Below are 17289 nucleotides of genomic sequence, written 5' to 3' on the forward strand. Positions count from 1 at the left end.
AGACTACAGATGCAGAGAGCGTTGTATGCAACATATCATTGAAGGTTTCCTCAGTTTCCAGAAAGAGATTTTCCCACAGCGTAAGGAACTGTTTCGCAGCCTTGCCTCCAGCCAAAATCCTAAAGCGCTTTTCATCTCCTGTTCCGACAGCCGTCTGGTGCCCGAGCTGGTGACGCAGCAAGAACCTGGGCAGCTTTTCGTTATCCGTAACGCCGGCAACATCGTCCCTTCCTTCGGCCCGGAGCCGGGCGGGGTTTCTGCGACCATCGAGTATGCAGTGGTGGCGTTGGGAGTTACCGATATCGTGATTTGTGGCCACTCGAACTGTGGCGCCATGAAGGCTATCGCGTCCTGCCAGTGCCTCGACCCTATGCCTGCGGTAGCTCACTGGCTACACTATGCGGATGCGGCCAAAGCAGTGGTCGAGAAGAAAACCTGGAATAGCGAAACAGACAAAGTTAACGCTATGGTGGAAGAGAACGTTATTGCTCAGCTAAATAATATCAAAACCCACCCTTCTGTGGCGGTGGGTCTGCGCAACAGCGGGCTGCGCCTGCACGGCTGGGTGTACGACATCGAAAGCGGCGAAATTCGCACGCTGGACAGAAACACCAAGAGCTTCGTGTCTCTGGCCGATAATCCCGACGTCTATTTCGAATAAAATCACGCCTGGTTTTAACCATTAAATAAAATCCACGCTTCCGCGTGGATTTTATTGCCAGCCTTAAACCAAACGCGCCTCTATCGCCGCGGCGAAGTCGCGGCACATCCGTTCGTCACCGTCGGCGTTGTCTGCCAATACCGTCTCGCCATCCACCACCCGAATATGCGCCTGCAAATCGAAATCCGCCGGCGGCTGCGGGCGTGCAGCGGCGGCGGCCATCGTCTGCTGCGCCTCATGCCACGCCTGCGCCACCGTCTGGTTGCAGGCCTGCGCCAGATAGTCCGGATTAAACCCTTCGCCGGTCAGGCTGCGCAGCGTGTCGTCGTGGCTGACGCTGTTGCCCGGCAACCAGTAGTGTTGCGCCAGATCCGGGCCAATGGCCGGGTTGTCCGTCAGATAACCGTCGCGCTGCAGGAAGAAGTGACGGGTTTGCTCCACCGCTATCATCGCCAGCAAATAACCCTGATAGGAACAGGCGGACTCCAGCGACAGCAGATGCGGGATCGCCAGCGTCGGGCGCGGGCTGCCGCTGATGCCGAGGATCTTCTGCTCGACCTCGCGCGCCAGCGCGGTGATGGCTTCCGGCGTGCGCTGCTCGTCATCCCACTGATACAGCGCCCACTCGAAGTACGGCACCAGCAGGATATGGCGTTCGTTGAACGCGCGCATCGGCTGGCGCGCCGCGATGCCGGCTTCGATCAGCGCATCGGGCACCGCCTCACCGGCGGCGTTTTTCGCATAGCGTTTCAGCCAATCGGCGTCGTCCAGCAGGCTGTCGCAGAACATCGACTGGGTTTCGGCATAGGCCATCGAGGTCGGCGGGAACTCCTGCGAGAAGCACGGCGCATTCTGGCGAATATTGGCGAAGTGCGCCGCGTGGCCGCCCTCGTGGAACAGGGTGTTGAGCCCGTAAGCGCCGCTGCCCACCTGCCCCGGCTGCGCCAGGCTGGTGAAGTTGATGCGCGCCGGCACCCATTCCCCCTGGCGCACAAACGGCGGCACCGGGCCGTGCATGAAGCCGTTCTCATACTTGCCTTTGCGCACCAGCAGATCGAGGTTCATCTCCGCGCCGCCAAAACCGATGTGCAGGCGTTTGAAGCTGTCGACCCAGCGTTCCAGCGAACGGGAAAACGGGAAGTAAGGATCCAGTTGGCGGGTGACGTCGCCGGCGCTGGCGAAGCGCACGTTCCACGGCTCCAGCGCCTGGCTGCCCCTCTCGGCCGCCAGCTGCTGCAGGCTGCGCGCGTTGGCCTCGCGGGTTTCCCGCTCGAAACGATCCAGAATGGCGAACAGCTGCTCCGGCGTCATGCGCTCGGTTTTGTTCACCTTGTAGTCGAAATAGTTGCGATAGCCCATCTGGCGCGCAAAGCGGTTGCGCAGGCCAATCAGCTCCGGCAGGCCGTTATGCAGCAGCCATTGCTCCAGATCGCGCAGCGCCTGCTGCGAGCTGCGGCGATACTCTTCGTTCGGGTTGGTCGCCTGATTGGTCAGCAGCTCGCCGAGCGAAGCCGCCACGCGCTGGCCGTCGGCGTTCAGATGGGTGACCTGATAGCCCTTGCGGCGCGAGTAGAGATCGGACTCGGCGTGGATGATCTGATCCAACAGCGCCTGCGCCTGAGGATCTTCGATGGCGTTGCAGTCGAAAAAACGCAGCCAACCCTGCAGGCCGTGGATCAGCGCATCGCGCTGCGCCTCCTGCGGCAACGCTTCCAGCCCAGCCAGCAGACTGCGGATCTCCCCGAGCCGGCGCGGTTCGGCGATAAAGCGCTTATAGGCGCTTTCGGCGGCGGAAAAGCGCGCCGAGACGTCTTCGCCGCCGGTGCCCATGTAGTTTTGCCAGAACAGCTCTTCTTTGGCGCGGTGTACGTCGAGGTAATCCTGGTTCAATTGATTGAAGTAATCGAGAGCCTGTTGCATAACCGTCCTTCTCAGCCGATGAGGAAATATCCCAGTATAGTCTCGCCTAGGCCTGATGCAGGCGACGCAGCCCCTGCTCCAGCGTCTCGCTTTCACCGGTGGCCACCAGACAACAGGCGATCTGCCGCTGAATGGCCAGCGGGATCGCCACCTCGCCGGCCAGGCAGCGCTCGGTCCAGCGCGCGGTGGTTGCCGCGTCTTTCGCCGCTGGCAAGAGAGGCGTTTCATCCTGCAAGGTGCGTTCCAGCAAGATGCGCTGTTCGCCGCCGACGATATGGTGAATCTGCGGGCAGCGCAACGGGTTGGCGTAGGCTTCGCCTTCCGTGCCGTGCATCAGCAGCCCGCGGGCGCCGATCTGGCGGAAAAACGACGCCACCCGGCCGACATACTCCGGGTGTGAAACGCTGGCGAGGCGCAACGCATCCTGTTCGCCGAACGGCGTCGCCAGCTTGGCCAGCGTATGGGCGCTGTTACGCACCCCCATGCGCCAACGCAGCCCGAGCTGCCGCGCCAGCGGCGCCGACAGCGCGGAAACCGGCATGAATACCGCCTCGCCGTTATCGAGACGCTGTTGGGCGTGAGCGGCCTGTTCCGACCACGGCAGCCCAAGCGCGCGGAAAATCTCGGCGCTGGTCACGCGGGTGCTGTCGTCCAGCACGCCGTGCACCACCACCGGCAGGCCCACTTTCGCCAGCAGCAGCGCCAGCAGCGGCGTCAGGTTGGCCTGCTTGCGCGCGCCGTTGTAGCTCGGCAGCACCACCGGCAATGGCCTCCCCTGCGGCGCCTGCAACGGCAAGACCTGCTGTTGCATCGCCTGGTAAAAACCCAGCATCTCTTCTTCGGCTTCGCCCTTGATACGCAGCGCGATCAGAATGCCGCCCAACTCCAGCTCGGGGACCTCCCCGGCCAGCATCGCCTGATACAGCTCAAAGGCGGTCTGTCGATCCAGATCGCGCGCATGGTTTTTGCCGCGGCCTATTTCTTTGATAATTTTGGTGTAATCCATCCGAAGGTTCCCTCAGCCCACTCTTCGGTTAGCATACCCTATCCGCGCCGCCGCTCAACCTCCGCCGCCAGTCGCCGCTGCGCTTCATCGCCGTCGCGCAGCCCGGCGATCACCCCGCCGGCATCCTCGGCGCTGCGGTTTTGGCTCATTTTCCATTTGCCTTCGCGCCGGGTGACGGCGATCTCAATACCGACGATGCCTTTAAGCTGTGCGGCGATGTAGTTGGCCGGCGCATCCTCGAGCCGCCAGGGTTCAGGACGCCGCCCTTCCTGCTGCGCGGTGAGATCGATCAGTTGGCGGCGCAGCCAGGCCGGGTCGTCCGTCACCGTCGGCACGCCATGCAGTTGCACCACGCTATAGTTCCAGGTCGGCACCACCTTGCCGGTCTGGCGCTTGCTCGGGTACCAGGAGGGCGACACATAGCCCTCCTGGCCCTGAAAAATCACCAGACATTCCGCCGCCTGTTGCAACCGTCGCCAGTGCTCGTTGGCGCGCGACAGGTGCGCCCGCAGCCGGATCTGCCCCTGTTCGACATCGGCCAGAAACGGCAGCGGATCGGCCGTCAATCCCTGCTCGCCGTGGCTGACCAACAGCCCCAGCGGGTGGGCGCGCACCAACGCCAGTTGGGCATCCAGATCGTCTTCGCGAAATGCGGCGGGTTGAAACATCAGTGTGGCTCCTTATCGCGCTCTCATGATGACGACAGTAAAGCACCCGCCAGCGGCCTACTTAAGATCCGCTTTCTGAGTATTTCGAGTGATCCGGTTTAACAAGATCAGGGCGACGCCCATCGCCACCAAATTACAGAGCATCGCACCGGCAAAGGCCTGGGCATAGCGTTCCGCCGCGCCGCCGCTCGCCAACAGCGGCACAAAACCGACGCCGCTGACCACGATACCCAGCGCCCCTCCCACCTGCTGCACGGTGGCCACCAGACCCGCCGCCATGCCCGCCTGCCGCTCCTGCGCCAAACCCAGCACCAGATTCAGCAGCGGCGTCATACTCAGCGCCTGGCCGAATCCCAACACCACCAACCCCGGCAGCAGCCGCAGCGGATGCGCCAGCGCCTCCCCCCACAGCGCCTGCGCCATCAATAGCGCCAACCCGGCGGCGTAAATCGCCACGCCCACGCTCAGCACGCCGTTGCCCCAACGCAGCGTCAGCCGGGGCGCCAGCATCGAGGCCAGCATAAAGGCCGCGCTGGCCGGGGCGAACAGGCTGCCCGCCTGAAAAGGCGTCAGCCCCGCCCCCGCCTGCAGCAGCAGCGCGAAGCACAAGAAAAACGAGGAAGCGGTGGCATAAATCGCCAGCACCACCGCCATACCCGGCGCGAAGCCCGCCTGGCGGAACAGCGCCGGATCGAGCACCGCATCATCACCGCGCTGCGCCAGGCGGCGTTCCCAACGCAGGAAGCCCCACAGCGTCAGCAGCGCCAATGCCAACATCGGCGCGATCCACCACGGCCAACCGCGCGCCGGGCCTTCCAGCAACGGCAGCAGCAACAGCGACAGGCCGGCCGCCGCCAGCCACAGGCCGACGCCGTCCAGCCGCTGCGCCTGCGCCACCCGCGATTCGGGAATGCGCCGCGCCGCCCACAGCGCCAGCGCGCCGATAGGCAAATTGATCAAAAAGATCATGCGCCAGCCGCTGCCGAACAGGTTGGCCTCAATGATAAAGCCGCCGAGGATCTGGCCGAAGATTGCCGCCAACCCCAGTGTCATGCCCAGCCAGGCGAAAGCACGCCGCCGCTGTTGCGGCGCGTACAGCACCCGCATCAAGGCGTAAATTTGCGGGAACAACAGCGCCGCCGCCGCCCCCTGCAGAATACGCGCGGCGATCAGCAGGCCGAGCGATCCCGCCAGCCCGCACAGCAGGGAGCTCAACGTGAATCCCAGCATGCCGAGGCTGAACAAGCGCCGACGCCCGAAGCGATCGCCCAGACGCCCACCGGCGATCAACAGCACCCCAAACGCCAGTTCATAACCGGCGACGATCAAACCGATACCGGCGAAATCGGCGGCGAACTGTTGCTGGATCACCGGCGCCGCCACGTTGACCACAAACAGATCGAACACCGTGACGAAGCCCCCCAACAGCAGCACCGGCAGGCCGGGCAATCCCCGCCGTTCAACAGATAATGAATGTTCCATACCACCTCCAGAGATTATGATGGTCGCAGTATGGAATAGAGTTTAAACTGTTACTATATAGCCATTTATACTATTACTAACAGCAACAGGACGGCCGACATGCCCCCACGCACCCTCGAACGCACCCGCCACGAACTGGGGGATTTTCTGCGGCAAAAGCGAGAACAACTGTCGCCGGAGGCAGTCGGCTTGCCGAGCGGCAGCCGCCGCCGCACGCCGGGCTTGCGGCGCGAGGAGGTGGCGGCGCTGGCCGGCGTCGGCCTCACCTGGTACACCTGGCTGGAGCAAGGCAGGGAAATCAATGCGTCGGTGACGTTTTTGGAAAATCTGGCGCGGGTGCTGCAGCTCGATGCCGCCGGCCGCTACCACCTGTTTTTATTGGCACATCAGCGCCCGCCGGTGCCGGTCGGCCATCAGTGGTGCCAGGTTTCGCCGTTGGTGCGGCGCCTGCTGGACGACCTGACGCTGCGGCCGGCCTACGTCATGAACCTCAGTTGGGACATCATCGCCTGGAATCCGGCGGCGCAGCGGCTGTTCGCCATCGGCGAGCGCCCGGCGCAAGAGCGCAACATGTTGTGGATGCTGTTTGCCGATCCGCAGCTCAATGCGCGCCTGCTGGAGTGGCGGGCGCAGGCGCCGCAAATCCTGGCCAGCTTCCGCCGCGACTACGCCCGTGCGCCGGAGGATGAGGTGATGCGCCAACGGGTACAGGCGCTGGAGCAGGCATCGCCGCAGTTCCGCCAGCTCTGGCGGCAGCATGATATTCACGGACGTTGCCAGGGGCGGCGCAGCTTCACCCTCCCGGAGATCGGCCCGGTCACCTTTGACCACGCCTCTTTCATCGTCGACGAAGAGAACCACCTGCGGCTGGTGATGTACAGCGCGCTGCCGGACGAACCGGCCAGCGCAGCGTTTGAAGCGCTGCTGCGCGAAGATTAACGACGGCTGTCGAAAATGAGTTTGCAGGCCAGCCCGGCGAACACGCCGCTCAGCAGATAGTTCGGCCAACGGGCGCTGAAGCGACGGCCGACAAAACGGCTTTTCATGCCGCTGACCGCCAGGATCACCCCGCCGTTAATCAGCAAGCCGACCAGATTCAGCACCGTCGCCAGCGCCAGCATCTGCACCACCACCGAGCCGGCGCGCGGATCGATAAACTGCGGGAACAGCGCCAACACGAACAGCGCCATCTTCGGGTTGAGGATGTTGGTGAACAATCCCTGACGGAAAATGCGCGCCGTCGGCACCGCCTGCAACCCGGAAGAAGCCTGCAGACTGCTGCCGGATCGCAGCGTTTTCCACGCCAGATAGAGCAGATAGGCCGCGCCCAGCATTCTCACCGCGTCGTAAGCCAGCGGTACGGCGACGAACAGTTGCGACAACCCCAGCGCCGCCGCCAGCGCGTGGCAGTAAGTGCCGAGCTGAATGCCCGCCAGCGAAGCGAAACCGGCGCGCCGCCCCTGGCTGACGCTGCGCGAAGCGATCAGCAGCATATCCGGGCCGGGGGTCAGCGCCAGCGCCACGCAGGCGCCGGAAAACAACAACAGCGTTGCGGCATCAATCATGAATCACCTGATAAGAAGACGGACGGGGATGGAGCTTCCATCATAGCGACGCTGACGTAGCTTGTCAGCGCCGCTCGCGTCAGATCACCCACAAATCGAGGTACTCGTTGACCGGCATCTGCGCCAGCCGCTGCCGATCCAGCGACACCTCGAGAATGCGCTGCTGCTGCAGGGCCGGGAACTGGCGCGCCAGGTTGGTTTTGAACTTCTCGATCAGCAGCGGGATGCCCTCTTCGCGCCGCCGCGCATGGCCGATAGGGTACTCCACCGCCACCTCATCCAGACGGCTGCCGTCGGCGAACTCCACCGTCAGCGCATTGGCGATCGAGCGTTTTTCCGGATCGTGATAATCGCGCGTGAAGGCGGGATCTTCATGGCAATGTATCTTGCTACGCAATGCGTCGATGCGCGGATCTTCGGCCACCCGGTCCTCGTAATCCGCCGCCGTCAGCCGGCCGAACAGCAGCGGGATCGCCACCATATACTGAATGCAGTGATCGCGATCCGCCGGGTTATCCAGCGGCCCTTGCTTGTCGATAATGCGCAGGCAGGCTTCGTGGGTGCGGATGCTCACCCTGGCGATATCGGCGGCGGTTTTGCCGGCGGCCTGCATCTGGCGGTGCAGCGTCATGGCCGCCTCCACGGCGGTCTGGGCATGGAACTCCGCCGGGAACGAAATTTTAAACAGCACGTTCTCCATCACATACGCGCCGTACGGCCGCTGGAAGCGGAAAGGTTTGCCGTTGAACGAGACGTCGTAGAATCCCCAGGTCGGCGCCGTGAGCGCCGAGGGATAGCCCATCTCGCCGGTGGCGGCCATCAGCGCCAGCCGCACCGCGCGCGCGGTCGCATCCCCCGCCGCCCAGGATTTGCGGGTGCCGGCGTTCGGCGCGTGGCGGTAGGTGCGCAGCGACTGCCCGTCCACCCACGCCAGCGACACCGCGTTCAGGATCGCCTCGCGGCTCAGGCCGAGCAGCTGCGCCACCACCGCGGTGGACGCCACCTTCACCAGCAGCACGTGATCCAACCCCACCCGGTTGAAGGCGTTTTCCAGCGCCAGGCAGCCCTGGATCTCGTGCGCCTTAATCATGGCGATCAGCACCTGCCGCATGGTCAGCGGCGCTTTGCCCGCCGCCACCGCCTGACGCGAGAGCCAGTCGGCCACCGCCAGGATCCCGCCCAGGTTGTCCGACGGGTGGCCCCACTCCGCCGCCAGCCAGGTGTCGTTGAAGTCGAGCCAGCGGATCATGGCGCCGATATTGAACGCCGCCTGCACCGGATCCAGCTGGAAGCGGGTGCCCGGCACCCGGCTGCCGTTCAGCACCTCGGCGCCCGGCACCACCGGCCCCATCAGTTTCTTACAGGCCGGATAGCTCAGCGCCTCCAGCCCGCAGCCGAGGGTATCGAGCAGGCAATAATGGGCGGTACGGTACGCCGCCGGGGTATCGACGGCCTCTTTCATCACATAATCGACGATATCGACCATCTCGCGATCGAACGGCGGACGGCCGGTGTTGGCAGACTCAAGCATCATGATCCCCAAAGGCTCCATAGTGAAAACGACACGATAACGATCGGCGCTCAGCGCTGATCCAGCGGTACGAACGCCCGCGCTTCCGGCCCGGTATAGTTGGCGGACGGGCGAATGATTTTGTTGTCCTGCCGTTGCTCGATGATGTGCGCCGACCAGCCGCTCACCCGCGCCATGACAAACAGCGGCGTGAACATTTCGGTAGGCACCCCCAGCTGGTGGTAAGACACCGCCGAGAACCAGTCGAGGTTGGGGAACATGTTTTTGGTGTCGCGCATCACGCTTTCCAGCCGGTCGGCGATGTCATACAGCTTCATCGCGCCCGCTTCCTGCGACAGGCGCAGCGCGATCTCTTTGATCACCTGATGGCGCGGATCGGAGACGGTGTACACCGGGTGCCCGAAGCCGATCACCACCTCTTTGTTGTCGATGCGGCGGCGAATGTCGGCTTCCGCTTCGTCCGGCGTTTCATAGCGCTGCTGGATCTCCAGCGATACCTCGTTGGCGCCGCCGTGCTTCGGCCCGCGCAGCGCGCCAATGGCGCCGACGATCGCCGAATAGACGTCGGATCCGGTGCCGGCGATCACCCGGCCGGCGAAGGTCGAGGCGTTGAACTCATGCTCGGCGTACAGGATCAGTGACGCGTGCATCGCCTGCTCCCAGCTGGTGGAAGGCGCTGCGCCGTGCAGCAGGTGCAGGAAGTGGCCGCCGATGGAATCGTCGTCGGTCTCCGGCTGAATGCGCTCGCCGTTGTGGCTGTAGTGATACCAATAGAGCAGCATCGATCCCAACGACGCCAGCAGCCGATCGGCGATGTCGCGCGCGCCGGCTGCGCCGTGCTGTTCTTTTTCCGGCAGGGTGCAGCCGAGGGCCGAAACGCCGGTGCGCATCACGTCCATCGGGTGAGACGCCGCCGGCAGCGCCTCCAGCACCGTGCGCACGCTAGCGGGCAGGCCGCGCAGCGCTTTGAGACGGTGTTTATAGGCCTGCAGCTCGTCGCGGTTGGGCAACTTGCCGTGGATCAGCAGATGGGCGACCTCTTCAAACTCGCAGTGGCGCGCGAGATCGAGAATGTCGTAACCGCGATAGTGCAGATCGTTGCCGCTGCGTCCTACGGAACACAGCGCGGTATTCCCGGCGGGCACGCCGGATAACGCCACGGATTTTTTCGGCTTAACGCCAGTCGGGCTTTGCGGGGGGATCGCTTGGCTCATACTGTCCTCATTTGGCTTCTGCGTGAATGGCGCTTATTCGTCGCGCTGGCGAGCGAACAGAGCGTCGAGTTTCTCTTCGAACAAATAGTAGTTGATGCTTTCGTACAGCTCGTTGCGGGTCTGCATGGTGTCGATGACGTTTTTCTGCGTGCCCTCTTCGCGCAGGGCGCGGTATACCCGCTCCGCCGCCCGATTCATCGCCCGGAAGGCCGACAGCGGATACAGCGCCATATCCACCCGGGCGCTGCGCAGCTCGTCGGTGGTGAACAGCGGCGTCGCGCCGAATTCGGTGATGTTGGCGAGGATCGGCACCTGCGTCGCTTCGGCGAAGCGGCGGTACATGCCCAGTTCGGTGATCGCCTCCGGGAACAGCATGTCGGCCCCGGCCGCCACGTAAGCCTGAGCGCGCTCGATGGCCGCCTCCAGCCCCTCCACCGCCAGCGCGTCGGTGCGCGCCATGATCACGAAGTCTGGATCGCTGCGCGCATCCACCGCCGCCTTGATGCGATCCACCATCTCTTCGGTGGAGACGATGGCCTTATTGGGCCGATGGCCGCAGCGCTTGGCGCCGACCTGATCTTCGATATGCAGCGCCGCCGCCCCGGCCTTGCTCACCGAGCGCACCGTGCGGGCGACGTTGAACGCCGATGCGCCGAAACCGCTGTCGACATCCACCAGCAGCGGCAGCGGGCAGACGTCGGTGATACGGCGAATATCGGTCAACACATCGTCCAGCGTCGAAATGCCCAGGTCCGGCAGCCCCAGCGAACCGGCCGCCACGCCGCCGCCGGAAAGATAGATGGCCTGGAACCCCGCCCGCTGGGCCAGCAGGGCATGGTTGGCGTTGATCGCGCCGGCGATTTGCAGGGGTTTCTCTTTACTCAGGGCCTGTCGAAAGGCGAGCCCGGGTGAGCGCAGCGTCATGACGTTCTCTCCGATTAGCTAGATGGAACAGACAGAGCAAGGGGCGGGCCAGGTTGCACTTTGGCGGGGAAAAAATTAAAAGCGATAAAAATAAGTGAGTTATAAAATTCGCGTCGCCATTGGGCAGACCAAGCGATAAAAAACGTTTCAGTTAACGTTTCAATCGCGGTTTCACGCGGCATATTTGAAACATGACTGAAACAAGGCTACACCTAATGCAGCCACTTTCATTCGGTAACCCACCATGAGCGATCACATCACGCCGTCCCGCACGCCGGACAAACCGGTGATCTGGACCGTCTCCATCACCCGCCTGTTCGATCTGTTCCGGGATATCAGCCTCGAGTTCGACCATCTGGCGGTCATCACCCCGATCCGCCTCGGCTTTGAGGAGGCGGTGCAGCATATCCGCGCTCGCCTGGCGACCGAGCCTTGCGACGCCATCATCGCCGCCGGCTCCAACGGCGCCTACCTGAAAAGCCGCCTGTCGGTGCCGGTCATTTTGGTCAAACCCGGCGGCTTCGACTTGCTGCAGGCGCTGAGCAAGGCGCGCAGAACCGCCGATCGAATCGGCGTCATCACCTACAAAACGCCCCTGCCCGCGCTGCTGGAGTTCCAGCAAACCTTCGATCTGCCGCTGGAGCAGCGCAGTTACGTCACCGAAGAGGACGCGCGCGGCCAGATCGCCGAGCTGAAAGCCGCCGGCATTCAGGCGGTGGTCGGCGCCGGCCTCATCAGCGATCTGGCGGAAGAGGCCGGGCTCACCGCCATTTTTCTCTATTCCGCCGCCACCCTGCGCGCCGCCTTCAGCGACGCGCTGGACGTGACGCGCCTGATGCTGGGCGGCGCCAAACGCGGCGGCGACTACGCCGCGCGCAATACCCTGCAGCCGCGCTATGGGCTCGGCGATTTACAGGGCGATTCCCCGCAGATGGAGCAGACGCGGCGCACCATCATGCTGTACGCCCGATCGCCGGCGGCGGTGTTGATCGAAGGCGAAACCGGCACCGGCAAAGAGCTGGCGGCGCAGGCGATCCACCGCGAATACTTTTCCCGGCGCGGCGCGACGCCGCCGTTCGTCGCCATCAACTGCGGCGCCATCGCCGAATCGCTGCTGGAGGCGGAACTGTTCGGCTATGAGGAAGGCGCCTTCACCGGCTCACGGCGCGGCGGCCGACGCGGGCTACTGGAAACCGCCAACGGCGGCACCCTGTTTCTGGATGAGATCGGCGAAATGCCGCTGCACCTGCAAACCCGACTGCTGCGGGCGCTGGAAGAAAAAACCGTCACCCGGGTGGGCGGGCAACAGCCGGTGGCGGTCGATTTTCGCGTTATCAGCGCCACCCACAATCGCCTGGAGCAGGCGATTCAACAGGGCGATTTTCGCGCCGATCTGTTTTACCGCCTGAGCGCCCTGCGGCTGCAGCTGCCGCCATTGCGGGCGCGCGGCGACGATATTGCGATGCTGGCGGAACACTTTCTGAAACAGTCGCTGGCGGCGCTCGACGTGCCGCTGACGGAGCCGCTGCGCGCCACCCTGGCCGGCTGCTACGCCGCGCTGAGTCATTACGCCTGGCCCGGCAACCTGCGCGAGCTGCGCAACATGATGGAGCGGGTGGCGCTGATGCTGAGCACCGGCGTCGCGCCGAGCGGCGAGACCCTGGAGTGGCTGCTGCCGGAGCTGGCGGTGGCGCCGCCGCCCGAGACGCCGGCGGCGCCCGTCTCCGCCCACGAAGCCCTGGCGCGGTGCGGAGGCGACCACGCCGCCGCCGCCCGGTTGCTTGGGATCAGCCGCACCACTTTATGGCGCCGGCTGAAAAAACCGCGCTGAGCATCAGCCGGCGCGCCGGCCGTCCGAGGCCGGCAGCAGTCGCGCTCGCCGCTCGCCCAGCAGGTTCATGCCCGCCGCCGCCAGCAGGATGATCGCCGCGCCCAGCAGCTGCCACACAGACAGCCGGTGGCCAAACGCCAGGCGATCCACCAGCATGGCGGCGATCGGGTAGATGAACGACAGCGAGCCGATCAGATTGGTGGGCAGCTTCTGCAGGGCGCCGTACATCAACACGTACATCAGGCCGGTGTGCAGCACGCCGAGCGTCGCCAGCATCCCCCACTGCCCAACGCTGGCCGAAACGTGGAAATCCACCAGCGGCAACAGCATCACCGCCCCCACCGTCACCTGGATCAGCGCAATAAGATGCGGCGGCGTGCCCTTCAGCCGCTTGGCCGCCAGCGCCATCAGGGCGTAGAAAAACGCCGCGCCGAGCGCCAGCGCGATGCCCGCCAGATAATGACTCTGTTCCCCCGCCTGCCGCGGCTGCGCCAGCACCACCAGCATCATGCCGCCGAACGCCAGCCCCAGCCACAGCAGCTTGCGGGCGGTCAGCCGTTCCCCCAGAAACAGCGCCCCCAGCCCCACCAGCATAAACGGCTGGGTGTTGTACACCGCGGTGGCGATGGAGATAGACGCATAGGAATAGGCGGCGAACAGCAGCAGCCAGTTGATCACCAGCGCGACGCCGCCGGCGATCGCCAGCAGCAGCGTGGCGCGCGTCAGCGCATCGCGTCGCAGCTGCCCCAATACGCCGCACACCGCCAGCAGCACCAGCGCGCCTACCGCGCAGCGCCAAAACACCACGTTGATAACCGGCTGGCCGGACATCAACACAAACCAGCCGATGGAGCCGGAAATCAACATCGCCGCCGCCATCTCCAGCGATCCGCGTTTTATCTCTGCATTCATTCTGCGTTCCTCGAAGCTTGCCCAGAGACATAGCTTGCGGCTTCGCCGGGCGGCTTTCCATAGCATAAAAAAGGCAGATATGCTTAACTGCCTTTTTCTCGAAGCTATAATAAATAAAATACCTAACGGAGGCGTTATGGATGATATCGATCGCCAAATCCTGACCATTCTGGCGGACGATGCGCGCGCATCGTTGAAGACGCTGAGCGCGCAGGTGGGCCTGTCGTCGCCGAGCACGTCGGAAAGACTGCGGCGGCTGGAGGAAAGCGGCGTGATCCAGGGCTATACCCTGAACGTCAATCTACAGGCGGTGGGCTACGCCTTCGAATCGCTGGTGCGCATCAAGCCGCTGCCGGGCATGCTGAAGAAGGTCGAGCAGCTGATTCAGGCGATCCCGGAAGTGGTCGAATGCGATAAGGTTACCGGCGAAGACTGCTTTATCGTGCGGCTGGTGGCGCACTCGATGGAACAGCTCGACCACACCCTCGATCGGCTGGCCGAACACGCGCAGAGCAACACCTCGATCGTGAAAACCACGCCGGTCAAGCGCCGCCTGCCGCCGCTGCTCTGATTAACGCCGCCGCTTGCGGGCGAACGGGTTGCCGCGCTTCTTCTCTTTTTTGGCCGCGTCGGCGGCGGATTTCAGCGCCGCCAGATGCGCCTTGTCGGCCTCCGGCACCGCGCGCTGCTCGATCGGGAACACCGGCAGCGACGCCAACAGCCGCGAACCGTAATTTTTGGTCAGCAACCGGCGATCGTAGATCACGATCTCGCCGTAGCATTGGTTGCTGCGGATCAGACGGCCGACCTGCTGGATCAGGTTGAACGAGGCGCTCGGCAGGCTCTGCACTTCGAACGGATAGCGCTTCAGCGATTTCAGCCACTCACCTTCGGTGATGATCACCGGGCTGTCGATCGGCGGGAACGCGATTTTGTGAATGTGCACCTGGGTCAGCAGTTCGCCTTTCAAATCCAGCCCTTCGGCGAACGATTGCAGCCCCACCAGCACGCTGGCGACGCCCTTCTCCACCCGCTTGCGGTGCTCTTCCACCAGCCGGTAGCGCGGCTGGTCGCCCTGCACCAGCAGCATCAGCCGCAGATCGGTCACGTAGCTGAGGAAAGTCTGCATCGCCCGGTGGCTGCTGAACAGGATCAGCATGCCTTTGTGCTTGCCGCTCGCCTGCTCGGCGCGGAAAAACCGCGCCATCTCCTCGAGGTGCTCCGCCTCGTTGGCGAGCGCCGGTTCGTAGCGCATCTGCGGAATAACAATCTTGCCCTGTTCGACGTGATTGAACGGCGAAGAGAGCGTTTCGAAGCGATCGCCGGCCTTCTCGCTCAGCCCGCTCATCTCCTGCAAACGCGCGAAGCTGTTCAGTGAACGCAGCGTGGCCGAGGTGACCACCACGTGCGGCACCTTGCGCCACAGCAGCTTCTCCAGCTGATCGCTGACGCGGATGCCGACGCAGTGCAAATACAGATGGGTGACGTTATCGCGCAGTTCGCGCGTGACCCATTTGGAGATCGGCGCGTTGGACGACTTGTCGAGCGCCGCCAGCCGCCACAGCTTGCTCATCGCCTCCAGATAGCCCAGCGTGCGGCTCATCTGAATGATCGAGCGGTGCAGGCGCATGATGTCGTGCTTGCCGGTCTGCTCAGTAAGATCGTTAAGCACGAACTCCGCCAGCCCGCGCAGTGCATCGGTCAGTTTAAACAGCCGCGCGCAGCTCTCCACCATCTCCGCCGGCAGCTCGCCCATTTCAAAACGATGCTCGGCCGCCACGCTGTCGCCGGGCAGGTAGGCGCTGACCTGATGCTCGAAGATCTGCACCAGTTCGCGCAGCTCCTCGCAATGGTTTTTCAGCCGTTCGCTGCTGGCCAGCCCCGGCGGATTCTTCGGCCGGTACTGCGTCATGCACTGTTCGACCTGGCGCACGATCATGTCCAGTTGCAGGTTGGTCGACAGCGCGGTGATTTCCCCGTCGATCTCCAGCGCGTCGCGCGCCACCTCCGGCAAATGGTGGCCTTCGTCCAGCACCAGCAGCAACTCTTTCGGGTTCGGCAGCACCGATTCCGTCTCCAGCGCCGCCATCACCAGCGCGTGGTTGGCCACCACCACGTCGGCGCTCTCGATCTCTTTGCGGGCGATATAGAACGGGCATTCGCGAATGTAGTGACAGTTGCGCCCCAGGCAGTTGGCCTTGTCGGTGCTCAGCTTGGCCCACAGCGGATCGTCGATGCTCTGCTGATAGTGATCGCGCAGCCCATCCCACTCAAAGCGGGCCAGCGCCTTGGTCAGTTTCTGGCACAGCGCCTGCTCTTCGCCGCTGGACGGCGCCAGCTCGTCGTCGAGGAACAGCGTCAGATCGCCCTGTTGACTGACGTCGGTGCTCATCGCCGCCAGGTTGCGCGGGCAGACGTAACGCCCGCGGCCAAAGGCGCCGGTAAATTTCAGATCGGGGATAATCTTCTTCAGCAGCGGCAAATCCTTGCTGTAAATCTGATCCTGCAGCGCCACGTTGGCGGTGCTCACCACCAGCGGCTTGCTCTCCGCCCGTCCGACGGCGATGCCCGGGATCAGGTAAGACAGCGTTTTGCCGACGCCGGTCGGCGCCTCGATCGCCAGATGGCGCGGGTAGTCGCCGGCCAGCGTCTTGGCCACCTCGGCGATCATCTGGCGCTGGGGCGCGCGGGAAATAAAATCCGGTATTTGCTGCTGCAGGGCTTTGTACCACTGGCCAATCTGATCTTTAACTGCGGAGGAGAGCGCCATTCAACTCTTATCTAAACGAAATGATGGCGCTATTGTCCCACAGACCGCCGACGACGTCAGCCCGAGTTACGTCTGCGGATCGATCATTGAGGCGCGCCCGCCGCCGAATGACCACTCGTCCAACTGGGTGGTGGCGATCACCACCATCACATCCTCGGGGTTCAGCCGCAGGTTTTCCGCCAGCAGCGCCGTCAGCCGCCCGTAGAAGCGCCGCTTGGTGTCGCTGTCGCGCGGCCGCCCGGCGGTGATGTAAAACAGCACGAAATCCGCGCTGCGCGGCCCGCCGAGATAGTCGCGATCGTAGATAAGCTCACCGGGGCGGTATTGATCGATCGCCTGAAACCTGTCCGCCGGCGGCACCTCGAAGGCCTCCACCAGCGCCTGATGCAGGCTGTCGGACAAGGTTTGCAGATAGTCGGCGGACTTGCCCTGATGCAGGGCGATGCGGCTAAACGGCATGGGGCGCCTCCGGTTCCAGCTCGCGCAGGCGCGCCACGGCCGACGCCGCCGCGGGCCAGCCGGCGTAAAACGCCAGGTGGGTGATGAGCTCCGCCAATTGCGGGCGATCGACGCCGTTGCGCTGCGCCAGCTGCAGATGAAACGGCAGTTGCTCCAGGCAGTTGAGCGCCACCAGCGCGGCGACGGTGATCAGGCTGCGCTCGCGCGGGCTCAGCTCTGGCCGCTGCCAGACATCGTCAAACAAGACGCTGTCGCTGAGCTGCGCCAGCTTGGGGGCGATATCGCCGAACGCCTGTTGCCCGGCCTGGGATTTTGATGGCATCACTCTCTCCTGTCAGTTGCGGAT

The 17289-nt window shown here is 64.0% G+C and carries 16 protein-coding genes; 4 read left to right on the forward strand and 12 right to left on the reverse strand.

Annotated elements, in window-relative coordinates; translation table 11 throughout:
* The first annotated feature begins 25 nt into the window (after nucleotides 1-25).
* The gene (locus tag ACJ8IJ_RS09030) at nucleotides 26-661 is read left to right on the forward strand and encodes a carbonic anhydrase (protein ID WP_004939270.1); all 636 of its coding nucleotides are present in this window, start codon (nucleotides 26-28) and stop codon (nucleotides 659-661) included.
* 63 nt (nucleotides 662-724) lie between these two features.
* Here the strand turns inward: ACJ8IJ_RS09030 and ACJ8IJ_RS09035 are convergent, their stop codons facing one another.
* The 4 genes from ACJ8IJ_RS09035 to ACJ8IJ_RS09050 are packed head-to-tail and all read right to left on the reverse strand — an operon-like array spanning nucleotide 725 to nucleotide 5737.
* Nucleotides 725-2581, reverse strand: coding sequence for a M3 family metallopeptidase (locus ACJ8IJ_RS09035; RefSeq protein ID WP_442518551.1), 1857 nt, complete (start codon nucleotides 2579-2581; stop codon nucleotides 725-727).
* A gap of 46 nt (nucleotides 2582-2627) precedes the next feature.
* A complete protein-coding gene (gene ybiB, locus ACJ8IJ_RS09040) occupies nucleotides 2628-3587 on the reverse strand; it encodes a DNA-binding protein YbiB (protein ID WP_442518552.1) in 960 nt (319 codons plus the stop codon).
* Between the two features lie 38 nt (nucleotides 3588-3625).
* Nucleotides 3626-4255, reverse strand: a complete 630-nt coding sequence (locus ACJ8IJ_RS09045) for an FMN-binding negative transcriptional regulator (RefSeq protein WP_131164502.1) — start codon at nucleotides 4253-4255, stop codon at nucleotides 3626-3628.
* Nucleotides 4256-4312: 57 nt separating this feature from the next.
* Entirely contained in the window at nucleotides 4313-5737 is a 1425-nt protein-coding gene (locus ACJ8IJ_RS09050) for an MFS transporter (RefSeq protein WP_154870583.1), read from the reverse strand.
* Nucleotides 5738-5836: 99 nt separating this feature from the next.
* Between ACJ8IJ_RS09050 and ACJ8IJ_RS09055 the strand changes: the two genes are divergently transcribed.
* A complete protein-coding gene (locus tag ACJ8IJ_RS09055; RefSeq protein ID WP_154870582.1) occupies nucleotides 5837-6676 on the forward strand; it encodes a helix-turn-helix transcriptional regulator in 840 nt (279 codons plus the stop codon).
* Here ACJ8IJ_RS09055 and ACJ8IJ_RS09060 read toward each other — a convergent pair.
* The 4 genes from ACJ8IJ_RS09060 to prpB form a co-directional block, all read right to left on the reverse strand.
* Complete coding sequence (locus tag ACJ8IJ_RS09060) at nucleotides 6673-7302, reverse strand: LysE family translocator (protein WP_004939288.1); 630 nt, start codon at nucleotides 7300-7302, stop codon at nucleotides 6673-6675. The two genes, ACJ8IJ_RS09055 and ACJ8IJ_RS09060, sit on opposite strands and share 4 nt — an antisense overlap.
* A 79-nt stretch (nucleotides 7303-7381) precedes the next feature.
* A complete protein-coding gene (locus tag ACJ8IJ_RS09065; protein ID WP_351107262.1) occupies nucleotides 7382-8833 on the reverse strand; it encodes a bifunctional 2-methylcitrate dehydratase/aconitate hydratase in 1452 nt (483 codons plus the stop codon).
* Between the two features lie 50 nt (nucleotides 8834-8883).
* Entirely contained in the window at nucleotides 8884-10047 is a 1164-nt protein-coding gene (gene prpC, locus ACJ8IJ_RS09070; RefSeq protein ID WP_325962132.1) for a bifunctional 2-methylcitrate synthase/citrate synthase, read from the reverse strand.
* Between the two features lie 33 nt (nucleotides 10048-10080).
* Nucleotides 10081-10971, reverse strand: coding sequence for a methylisocitrate lyase (prpB, locus tag ACJ8IJ_RS09075; protein ID WP_103085787.1), 891 nt, complete (start codon nucleotides 10969-10971; stop codon nucleotides 10081-10083).
* Between the two features lie 244 nt (nucleotides 10972-11215).
* Between prpB and prpR the strand changes: the two genes are divergently transcribed.
* Nucleotides 11216-12802: a propionate catabolism operon regulatory protein PrpR gene (gene prpR, locus ACJ8IJ_RS09080; RefSeq protein WP_442518553.1), complete on the forward strand. Its 1587-nt coding sequence runs from the start codon at nucleotides 11216-11218 to the stop codon at nucleotides 12800-12802.
* A 3-nt stretch (nucleotides 12803-12805) separates the two neighbouring features.
* Here prpR and ACJ8IJ_RS09085 read toward each other — a convergent pair whose 3' ends face one another.
* The gene (locus ACJ8IJ_RS09085; RefSeq protein WP_004939309.1) at nucleotides 12806-13714 is read right to left on the reverse strand and encodes a DMT family transporter; all 909 of its coding nucleotides are present in this window, start codon (nucleotides 13712-13714) and stop codon (nucleotides 12806-12808) included.
* Between the two features lie 136 nt (nucleotides 13715-13850).
* On the opposite strand from ACJ8IJ_RS09085, the gene ACJ8IJ_RS09090 reads away from it, so the two are divergent.
* Nucleotides 13851-14285 carry an Lrp/AsnC family transcriptional regulator gene (locus ACJ8IJ_RS09090; RefSeq protein WP_004939311.1) on the forward strand — a complete coding sequence of 145 codons (435 nt, stop codon included), beginning with the start codon at nucleotides 13851-13853 and terminating at the stop codon, nucleotides 14283-14285.
* Here the strand turns inward: ACJ8IJ_RS09090 and dinG are convergent, their stop codons facing one another.
* The 3 genes from dinG to ACJ8IJ_RS09105 form a co-directional block, all read right to left on the reverse strand.
* Nucleotides 14286-16484, reverse strand: coding sequence for an ATP-dependent DNA helicase DinG (gene dinG, locus ACJ8IJ_RS09095; protein ID WP_325962133.1), 2199 nt, complete (start codon nucleotides 16482-16484; stop codon nucleotides 14286-14288).
* 66 nt (nucleotides 16485-16550) lie between these two features.
* Complete coding sequence (locus tag ACJ8IJ_RS09100) at nucleotides 16551-16943, reverse strand: tautomerase family protein (protein WP_004939317.1); 393 nt, start codon at nucleotides 16941-16943, stop codon at nucleotides 16551-16553.
* The gene (locus tag ACJ8IJ_RS09105) at nucleotides 16933-17265 is read right to left on the reverse strand and encodes a carboxymuconolactone decarboxylase family protein (RefSeq protein WP_280630790.1); all 333 of its coding nucleotides are present in this window, start codon (nucleotides 17263-17265) and stop codon (nucleotides 16933-16935) included. The genes ACJ8IJ_RS09100 and ACJ8IJ_RS09105 overlap by 11 nt, the downstream gene beginning before the upstream one ends.
* Between the last annotated feature and the right edge of the window lie 24 nt (nucleotides 17266-17289).

Origin of the sequence: Serratia sp. CY40230 (genome assembly GCF_052168835.1) — a bacterium.
Lineage (GTDB): Bacteria > Pseudomonadota > Gammaproteobacteria > Enterobacterales > Enterobacteriaceae > Serratia > Serratia nematodiphila.